Annotated in this window: 6 protein-coding genes (1 of these 6 cut by a window edge); 4 read left to right on the top strand and 2 right to left on the bottom strand. The window is 51.8% G+C overall.

Annotated elements, in window-relative coordinates:
• Positions 1-123, top strand: partial view of a hypothetical protein gene (locus tag NDA02_RS27100; RefSeq protein WP_348249866.1) — the 3' portion only. 30 nt of this gene lie to the left of the window's left edge; only the last 123 of its 153 coding nucleotides appear in the window; its start codon lies off the left edge, out of view; it ends in the stop codon at positions 121-123.
• 140 nt (positions 124-263) lie between these two features.
• Here NDA02_RS27100 and katG read toward each other — a convergent pair whose 3' ends face one another.
• Entirely contained in the window at positions 264-2,492 is a 2,229-nt protein-coding gene (gene katG / locus NDA02_RS27095) for a catalase/peroxidase HPI (protein ID WP_190791257.1), read from the bottom strand.
• Between the two features lie 1,606 nt (positions 2,493-4,098).
• On the opposite strand from katG, the gene NDA02_RS27090 reads away from it, so the two are divergent.
• From NDA02_RS27090 to NDA02_RS27080, 3 genes are read left to right on the top strand one after another with little or no spacing between them, the layout of a single operon-like run.
• Positions 4,099-7,278, top strand: a complete 3,180-nt coding sequence (locus NDA02_RS27090) for a plasmid replication protein, CyRepA1 family (protein ID WP_190791256.1) — start codon at positions 4,099-4,101, stop codon at positions 7,276-7,278.
• 55 nt (positions 7,279-7,333) lie between these two features.
• The gene (locus NDA02_RS27085; protein ID WP_190791259.1) at positions 7,334-8,089 is read left to right on the top strand and encodes an AAA family ATPase; all 756 of its coding nucleotides are present in this window, start codon (positions 7,334-7,336) and stop codon (positions 8,087-8,089) included.
• Entirely contained in the window at positions 8,086-9,012 is a 927-nt protein-coding gene (locus NDA02_RS27080) for a ParB/RepB/Spo0J family partition protein (protein ID WP_190791255.1), read from the top strand. The genes NDA02_RS27085 and NDA02_RS27080 overlap by 4 nt, the downstream gene beginning before the upstream one ends.
• 100 nt (positions 9,013-9,112) lie before the next feature.
• Here the strand turns inward: NDA02_RS27080 and NDA02_RS27075 are convergent, their stop codons facing one another.
• On the bottom strand, positions 9,113-9,637 hold the full coding sequence (locus tag NDA02_RS27075) for a CHRD domain-containing protein (protein ID WP_199296460.1): 525 nt from the start codon (positions 9,635-9,637) through the stop codon (positions 9,113-9,115).
• Positions 9,638-10,000: the final 363 nt, after the last annotated feature.

Here is a 10,000-nt window from a genome sequence, read left to right as displayed (position 1 = left end):
CTACCGATCGTGATCGTGTCGGTTGCTTCGCAGTTTGCCGAAGGCGTAATCGAAGGTAGTAAGGAGAAGGAACCGACACGATCTCCTCGGGCGTTGGTTGGATTATTAGCAGCTTTGACGTAAGGGACTAAAGCGAGGGCGGAGTTTCAACTTGTCTTGAAATGCCGCCCTTATGTTTGTCTCTGGCTTCCACCCGCGTTCATGATTTCTGCAGGTCTGCGTAGCCTCAGCCTAGAATCACCGATGATTGGTTAAAGTTACGCCTAGAAACTCCTTGCAGAGGTTTTCGCTAAGACTGCGCGAAGGTCATAGCGATCGAGGTTCATCACCTTGTCCCACGCTGCCACAAAGTCATTTACAAATTTCGACTGCGAGTCCTCAGCTCCGTAGACTTCCGCAAGGGCTCGGAGCTGAGAGTTTGAGCCGAAAATGAGGTCAACACGGGTCGCGGTCCACTTGAGGTCGCCTGTTTTGCGATCGCTTCCCTCGAACACATATTCCTCCTCCGAGACCGCCTTCCAGGTCGTGCCCAGGTCGAGCAGGTTGATGAAGAAGTCATTGGTCAACGTCTCTGATCGATCGGTGAAGACGCCGTGTTTGGACCCTCCAAAGTTTGCACCCAAGACGCGCAAGCCGCCTAGGAGAGCCGTCATCTGAGGGGCTGTTAAGTTCAGCAACTGCGCCCGATCAACCAGCAACTCTTCGAGTGATTCACTGTGTTTGCCGCTGGTGTAGTTGCGGAACCCGTCTGCAGTTGGCTCGAGCACCGCGAAGGACTCGACATCCGTTTTCTCTTGCGACGCGTCCATGCGTCCCGGCTTGAAAGGAACTGTCACATCGTGACCGGCATTTTTCGCCGCTTGTTCGATGCCTGCACAGCCGCCCAGAACGATCAAGTCAGCGATTGAAACCCACTTTCCGCCAGACTGCGAGCTGTTGAACTCCTGCTGGATCCCCTCCAGGGTTTGCAGCACTGTTGCCAACTGGTCTGGCTGGTTGACTTCCCAATCTTTCTGCGGCGCGAGACGAAGACGCCCCCCGTTCGCTCCACCACGCATGTCGGAGCAGCGGAACGTTACCGCCGACGCCCAAGCGGTCGAAACAAGTTGGGAGACAGACAGTCCCGAAGCCAGGATCTTGGCTTTGAGGGCGGCGATATCCTGCTCATCAATCAATTCATGATCGACTTCGGGGATGGGGTCTTGCCACAGGAACTCTTCTTGAGGAACCTCCGGACCGAGATAGCGCGATCGAGGACCCATGTCACGGTGCGTTAGCTTAAACCAGGCTTTAGCAAACGCCTCAGCAAACTCATCCGGGTGCTCGAGGTAATGCCGCGAAATTGGCTCATAGATGGGGTCCATCTTCATAGCCATGTCCGCCGTGGTCATCATGGGGGCGTGCCGTCTTGACGGATCGTGTGCGTCGGGCACTGTACCCGCACCCGCGTCGCCCTTGGGCTTCCATTGCCACGCACCAGCCGGGCTCTTCGTCAGTTCCCAGTCATATTTGAACAGGGTTTCGAGATAGCTGTTGTCCCACTGCGTCGGCGTAGGAGTCCATGCGCCTTCGATTCCGCTGGTGATCGCATCGACACCGACACCCGTGTTGAAGGCGTTCTTCCAGCCGAGGCCCTGATCCATGACGGTGGCCCCCCCAGGGTCAGGACCCACGTGCGTCGCCTCGCCCGCACCGTGACATTTGCCAAAAGTATGTCCGCCAGCGGTGAGCGCAACCGTTTCGGCATCGTTCATCGCCATCCGCTTAAAGGTTTCACGAATATCGCGCCCTTCGCCGATCGGATCAGGGTGGCCGTCCGGCCCTTCCGGGTTCACATAAATCAGACCCATCTGAACGGCAGCGAGAGGGTTCAGCAGCACCCGGTCCTCCTCGTGACGCTCATTGCCAAGCCAGGCTTTCTCAGAACCCCAGTAGATGTCTTCCTCTGGTGCCCAGACGTCCACGCGCCCACCGGCAAAGCCGAGCGTCTTGAAGCCCATCGACTCTAGGGCACAGTTGCCGGCGAAGACCATGAGGTCAGCCCACGAAATTTTCTTGCCGTATTTCTGCTTGACTGGCCAAAGCAACATGCGCGCCTTGTCCAGGTTGGCATTGTCTGGCCAACTGTTGAGGGGTTCAAACCGCTGGCTACCCGAGCCCGCGCCGCCGCGACCATCACCCATCCGATACGTGCCAGCGCTGTGCCAAGCCATCCGGATGAAGAGCGGCCCATAATGACCGTAGTCAGCTGGCCACCAATCCTGAGAAGTGGTCATCAGCTCATAAATATCTGCCCTCAGGGCAGCTAAGTCGAGAGTCTTGAACTCCTCAGCGTAGTTGAATTCCTCACCCATAGGATTGGACTGGGGTGAGTGTTGGTGGAGGACGTTCAGATGCAAATAATGCGGCCACCAGTCTCGGTTCGATGGTTTATGACGAGGCTGATGTTTCTGACCTCCGCCCGCAAACGGACATCCGCTTTCGCTGCTCATAGTATTTTCCTATCCAGGTGTGTGGTGTGGTTTCTTTTGACGTGCTACAGGTATTGCAAACAAACAGCACAGGTGTAATTACTGGGATAATCGATGGGAAATACAATTGAGGAGAAATCGAGAAGAAAGATAATCAACGTTGTGATTTGAAACATGTATTTTTAATTCGAAATAATTGGTTATATTAATAGCCCAAGAGTGCGCCTGTGCAAGCATACCTATCCATACAATGCCAAGTTGAACTGGAAGTGGATATTTAACTTGGAGGAGTTTCCTCGGCATTGAAGGGTAGCTTGTTTCCCAGATTTTTCAGTTATTAGAACTTGACAAAGATTGCTGTAAGAGATTTCAAAGCTATTTAATTTCTTTCTATTAACGAAGCGTTAATCAGCAGTGTGGCCGTTGAGCATGTAAATAACATATCCGTTTGATTTACAGGTTGCTGGAGCAAGGGAAGGGCCCCGCTTACGCCAGTTTTCGTGTAAATAGGGGTGATTGAAGCGATCGTGTTACCCGATGCCATGAGAACTAACTCAGAGTCTGAAACAATGTGAACTCCTTGCAATCTCCCCAGAACTGCCCCTGAATATCCTGCTCGAACCTCAACTTTGATAGCCCGTGTTGGAGCGGTCGCGGTGGCAGTCGCCTCATTCTTGTTTTTTCAGCTGCAGCCTTAAGCTGCTCAAACGTCAGCCCGGAATTTTTTTCGATACTGTGTCCTACGGTTCCTTGCAACGTATTACGCAGCATTGCCTGCATTGCAGGATCGGATACTAGCACCTAACCATATAGTGCTTAAATTTGAGCCATTTTTCCTTTGGTTGGGCGGCTCGGCTATGACAAGCAAGAGTTCATGGGGGACGAGGCGATTCCTTGTGAAACGTTCAAGGAACTAAAGCTCACTACCAATCAAATCATCCAGCTCGGAAAAGGAAGTGGATGAGCGATACCCTCTCACTGGGAACGCCAATCACCTTGTGCTTGCCGGCTGGACCATGAAAGGAAAAGGGGAAGAATGGTCTGGTTTTCAGCGCGAGCCCCGAGCGGAGAAGTACACTAGCTCCGGCTTCTTGCCCAATCAAGAGAACGGATTCAGCCAAAAATTAGGATGCCGAGGTAGTAATCTAGGGCAACACAGATTTTCTTTCAAACGCGATCGGATCTATACTTTGCACATTAGTCGCACCTCAGCCCGATCGGTCGAGTGCCACTAGAGACCCAGTTTGTCCACCTAGCTAAGGGGGTGAAACTAACAAACAAATGCTCAAACAAACAAAAACCAGTAGCAGAAAGGCAAAAACCACTGGTTAACGAGGGACCAATCTCAACTACCAGCGGTTTTTAGTTCTTACACAGGCTATTTGGTTTTTCATAAGTCCCCCTAGGGGGTCAAATCGCTGAAAAAGTAACTCTTTCAGCAGCGGGGATTTTTGGTTTAAAAATCACCCAGACTTGAGACAAAGATAGCACACTGTCAGATCGGTGCGTCAATTGTTGCTGCAATTTTTCTCAAGCCTGCTGGGAACCCGCTTCATTCTTCACCCCCTAGGTCACCGGAAAACTCACGAATCAAGCAACCCATTCACGCAGCACTAAGAACGTCCCCATGAATATTTCATTGATTGGGACGAGAGTCTCCTCGTCTCCACAGGGTTTTGCATCTCAAAATTTGTCATGGTCAGAAAGGAACGAAGAAAACGGCACAAACCCACAAGCCTTCATCTCGCTAGAACAGTTCCGTAAAGCAATCGAGCAAGAGTTTATTCACGGCAGCGCGATCGACCCAGTCCTGTTTGCTGCCACTGTCCGAGTAGTTCCTGACCTGATCTACGAGCGCGGGGAAGTGCTTGAAACCCCGATCCATGATGCGCTGAACTGGAAATACACCCGCTTTTGGATTAGTAGACCGATCGCAACGGTCGCCGCACTGCTCTTGAATGAAGATGATTCTTGCTGGCAGGCAAAGCTCGGTCAGCCCAGAGTGAACCAGACAGGGAAGGTTTGCAAGTATGAAACCCCAGTTGGCAACGGGTCAAGAGCCTTTCTGCCCGACCTTCCACCTGCCATCCGACAAAGAATTACCGATCGCTACAGCATCGATGTCCCCTTAGACGGTTCATTCTGGGACTGGTTAGCTGCCCATCCTGAAATTCCGATCGTCTGGACAGAAGGCGGTAAGAAAGCCCTCTCCCTCCTGAGCTTGGGCTTTGTGGCAATCGCGCTTTATGGGGTGAATGGTGGCTACTCCAAGGATGCGCTTGGCGATCGCGATCTGATTGCAGAGGTCCTGCGCTTCTGTCAGGTGGGCAGGCAACATGTACTAGCATTTGACCAGGATGCAGAAGACAAAACGCGGCAGCGGGTGAATGTTGCGCTATCTCGCTTCGGCGGGCTGCTGCATCAAACGAATGGAACGGTGGCGATCGCCCAGTGGAACGGCAAAGACGGCAAGGGCATTGATGACCTGATCGTGAATTGCGGGGTTGAAGCCTGGGAAAAAGCAAACGCCGAGGCACTTCTACTGGAACACTGGCGCATCTGGCAGCAGTTCGCCCAGCAGCTTACCTGGACGCCGGCGATCAGGTTACAGACTGCTGACTTATCTACCCTGGAGCTAGAACGTCTCCCTGCGGAAGGCATAATCGCACTGTGCAGCCCCAAGGGAACGGGAAAGACCAAGTGGATTGCTCATCAGGTTGAGGGATTAGAGAAAGTCCTCTCTGCTGGACATCGGCGATCGCTGCAACGTTCCCTCAGCCAACGATTGAAGCTGGATTACATTGGCGACCTAGATAAAGCGAACGGAGAGTTTATCTCTGGCTCTGCCTACACCCTCCGCATCAGCTTTGTCGTTGATTCTCTGCTGGCGATCGACCCTGAGCAGTTCAAGGGCTGCGACTTGGTGATTGACGAAGCGGTGCAGGTAATTCGCCACTTGCTGGCCTCTAGTACCTGCGCGAAAGACGGCAAGCGCCCAGCCCTGCTAGCACGATTCCGGCAGTTAATTCGAGTTGCTCGTCGCGTCATTGTTGCCGATGCAGATCTGGATAATGCGACGCTGCACTACCTCAAAGCCTTGAGGGAAGATACAAGCCCTGTCTTCCTGATTCGCAACGACTTCCAGCCGCAAGGATGCATAGTACAAATGTTTCAGTGTCCTGATCGCACTGCAATCACGGCAGACTTGTTAGAAGACATCGCGACACTGGAATCTGGCAAGGTGTTGTTTGTCGCGACAGACAGCAAGGCAACCTCGAAGACACTGGCCAGGACGATCGAGCAGCAGTTTCCTCAGTTGCGGGTGCTGGTGGTTAATTCTGATACATCGGGTGGAGAGTTTGAGCGAGCCTTCATCCAAACCCCAGACTCAGTTCTGGAGCAGAGTGAGTTCGATGTAATTATTTGCTCTCCCTCACTGTCCACCGGAGTCAGCATTGAAGCTCAGGGCATCATTGCTAAAGTCTATGGCATCTTCAGCGGCGTCAGTTCCACAGATGCAGATATGGCTCAGGCGTTAGGACGAGTCCGGGAGCCGGTGGAGCGAGTGGTATGGTGTGCCAAACGGGGTAGCAACTATAGCAAAGCATCCCGGTCTACGAATTTTCTGGAGCTAAAAGCCCATCTGCAAAGCTGCACTTCTGCCACGGTTAGCTTAATTCGCTCATCCCTGCGGGAAGATGTCCCAGATCTCAAAGCCTATGACTGGCAAGCTGATCCTCATCTCGACTTTTACTGCCGCATTGCTGCCGCCCAGAATCGATCGATGCTACAACTGCGAGAGGCGTTAATCGTGCGGCTTCGCTTGGAGGGCAACCAGGTGACAATCCAGAACCGAGAATCAAATGGCAACATTGGCGAACTGCTGAAGATTGCTCGCGACGAGCTACGGCAATTGGACGCGGAGAGTATTGTGGCAGCAGACGATTTGACGATCAGCGAAGTGCTGCAACTGGAGGCGCAGGAGAGTATTTCTCCAGAGCAGCAGCGGGCGATCGCCAAGTTTTATCTGAAGGAGTTCTATTGTCTAGACGAACTCACGATCGAGGACATCCTGGCGGATAAGGAGGGGCGACGACGGGGGGAACTGCGGAGCCTGGAGGAATTGCTCTACCCTGGTGTGGCGATCGATCGCACCGTGAAGGCATTGGACAATCAACTGAGATGGAATCAATCGCTCTGTCCATGGGATATCTCCAGTGCTGAGCTCCGTCGAGCCTTACGGGAACAGCTCGGGCTAACTGATTTTCTGAACCAGGACAAAGAATGGACCAGGTATGACCTCTGCCCTTATGCGGCCAAAGCCAGGAAATGGGCAGCCCAGATTAAGCAAGCGCTTAAACTCACAATTACTGAAGAGATGAGTGATGTGCAAATCATCCACCAGCTTCTATCGCAACTGGGCATCAAAACTGATTTTCGCTGGTCTCGATTCGTAGCAGGGTATGAGGGCGAGAAGCTGAGGGTTTACCGATTGCATCTTCTGTCCTGGCAGGAGGCGATCGCGATTCTGGAACAGCGTAAAGCTAAGCGCGATCAAACCGTAGGTGCTGGATCTCCCCTCCTGTCTAATATAGAAAAACAGACGGGTGATCCGCCCCCGACCTCCTTCCAGCTTCTTAAAGCGTGGCATTCTCCAGAAACAATCGAGGATGTGCGGCAACTGTGGCAGGAAGCTGATTGTATCGAGGCTCAGGAGGAACTGAGGAAGATTATTCCGATCGCTGTGCTGGAGAGAGCAATTAACCCCTTGCAGGAAACATTGCTCCTTGAGGGCTTGAAGCAGTGAGTAAACTCACCCGATCTCGCTTAAACTTTTGGATAGCGTTTACCGGGTGAGTTCGGTGGCTCTGGTAATCACCATCTATAACCAGTCGGGTGGCGTAATGAAAACGTCACTAACCATGAATTTGGGCTATCACATGGCTCAGCATGGTCGGAAGGTGCTGCTGATTGATATGGATCCGCAGGCGAGCCTGACTGTTTTCATGGGCTTGGAACCTGCTGAGCTAGAACAGACGATCGCCAACTCGATCTTGAATGAAGCTCCATTAGCGATTCACCCTGGTATTCATGGAATGGATCTATTGCCTTCTAACATTATGTTGAGTGCCGCGGAGATGCAGCTTACTTCTGCAATGGCGCGAGAATGGCGATTGAAGCGAGTCTTAGAGCCGATTCTAAATCAATATGATGTTGTTCTGATTGATTCTCCGCCTAGCTTAGGGATTCTGAGTGTCCTCAGCTTAGTAGCCTCGACCCATGTGCTGATCCCAATTCAGACGCAGTACAAGAGCTATAAGGGAACGGAGTTGCTGTTAGATAGCATTCGGCAGGTGCAGTCTTACGTCAATTCGGAGTTAGAAATAGCAGGAGTTGTGCCTACGATTTATGCTGCAAGCAATGCTCAAGATAAAATGATTCTGGGGGCAGTTCAGGAGCAGCTTGGCGCAATCACAACGGTCTTTCCCCCAGTTCCGCGTGCAACTGCCTTTGCGGATGCTTCAATGGAACATCAGCCCCTTGTTCGATACAGTTCCAGTCATCCAGCCGTAAAGGTTCTGGAGGCGATCGCTACTCAGTTGGAGGCGTTGGCATGAGCAAGAAGCGAGTTGTGCCGGAGATGCGCGGGGTTAAAGCTTTTCTCAGTTCTTTGCCTGAGATTACCTCTGCCTCTGGAGAAGCGGCTGCTATAAACTCAATCGCGATCGAAAATATCCTCCTTCCCTCGAAGCAGCCCCGGCGATATTTTGACTCGGAGAAGTTAGAAGACTTGGCGGCATCAATTCGGCAGCATGGGGTTCTGGAACCAATTCTGGTGCGTCCCCTGCCGGATGGGAAGTATGAATTAGTTGCCGGAGAGCGTCGCTACAAGGCGTCTCAACTGGCTGGGCTGAAAGAGATTCCGATTGTAGTACGGGAGTTATCAGACCAGGGTGCAGTGCAGCTTGCCCTGGTGGAAAACTTGCAGCGGGAAGACCTCAACCCAGTTGAGGAAACCGAGGGACTACTGGAGCTACTAACTCTTAATCTACAGTGCAGCCGGGAGAAGATTCTGGACGCACTGACTCAGATGGCAACAGCTCAGAAAAAGGGAACTGATTTATCGGTCAATGTTTCCCGACGAATAGAATCGATCGCCAAAATTCTAAAGTCAACCGTTGGGATCACACCTGAGAGTTTTCGCACGTCAAGGCTTCCACTCCTGAAGCTTCCCCCAGATGTACTAGAGGTGTTGCGCCGGGGCAAGTTGGAATATACCAAAGCAAGGGCAATTTCACGTCTGAAAGATGACTCATTGCGGCAAAAGCTTTTACAGGAGGCGATCGCCCAAAATCTATCGTTGACGCAGATTAAGGAGCGGTTCCAAGACCTGACTTCGACGGCTGAAAAAAAGCCAACTTTGAGCGATCGCCTAGTGTCTGTTTCCCGGAAGGTGAAGCAGGGGCTAGATGACCCCAAAAAGCAGCGGCGATTAGAGAAGCTATTGCAGGAGCTAGAAAGCCTGGTTGAGGAATATTGATGAGCAAATTCACTCAATAGTGGGGCAAACGATGCCCGTAGTCAAAGCCGAACGCAACGTAGATACCTCACCTTAATATCTGCACCAGTCTCCTTTAGGCTTAATCAATAGCCATTAGCTGCCCTCGAATTGCCCCATCTGGAAACTCAGGGTTATGCACATTAATATAAAAGTTCTCCGGGTTGGTCAGAATGCGCTGAACAAGTCCTGCTTCGCCTGTAGGGAACTTGCCTTCTTCACCCTCGGTCAAACAGTCGCCGGCATTACCATCTTCTGGCCCAGCCAGGGCCACCACCACTGGTCCGTTTTCACCAGCTGTTCCCTCGTGAATATGGGCAGCCATTCCATCACCAACTGGAACTAACTGAAGTTCTGAGACTTCCAGAACATAACATAGAGTTTTTGGATCACCATCTACGCCAAACACATAAGCTGACCCCATTCCATCCGGGTCGCCTACCATGCGGTTATTGCTAGCATTACTAGGAACTTCCGCTCTACCATCTAGCTCTGTTGACAGCACCGCATTGGTATGACCAGCTCGAGCAATCTGAGGCAAAGCAACTCCAGACAGCAACACAAATAAACTCAGCATGCATCTGATGCTTGAAATCTTGGTTTTCATATCTTTACCTCTGAACGGAGTACATCTGTTTGTCAAATTTAAGATGGTTCAGCTATGCATCCGAACTCATCCAATCTGCTTACAGTACGTCTAAGCCGGGATTTCGGATTCACTAGAGACAAAATTGCAGCTCGGTGTAATCCAAATACATCCCAGTCTTCCATGCCGTCTTCCTGTTTCATTTCAGTAAGGCAAATTACTCATACGCAAAAGCCTCTCTTGCAAACGCAGGAGAGGCTTCTAACTTCATAATTACCCTGGCATCGAGCTATTGTTGCAGGAAGCAACCCTCCAACTATCGTCGCCGTTTCAGCGTTTCACACCTGAGTTCGGGATGGGTCAGGGTGGGTCCACCGTACCATA

Origin of the sequence: Leptolyngbya sp. ST-U4, from assembly GCF_039962215.1 — a bacterium.
Lineage (GTDB): Bacteria > Cyanobacteriota > Cyanobacteriia > Elainellales > Elainellaceae > Leptolyngbya_A.
Note: the sequence above shows the minus strand (reverse complement) of the source record. Positions and strands in the feature narration are given on the sequence as shown.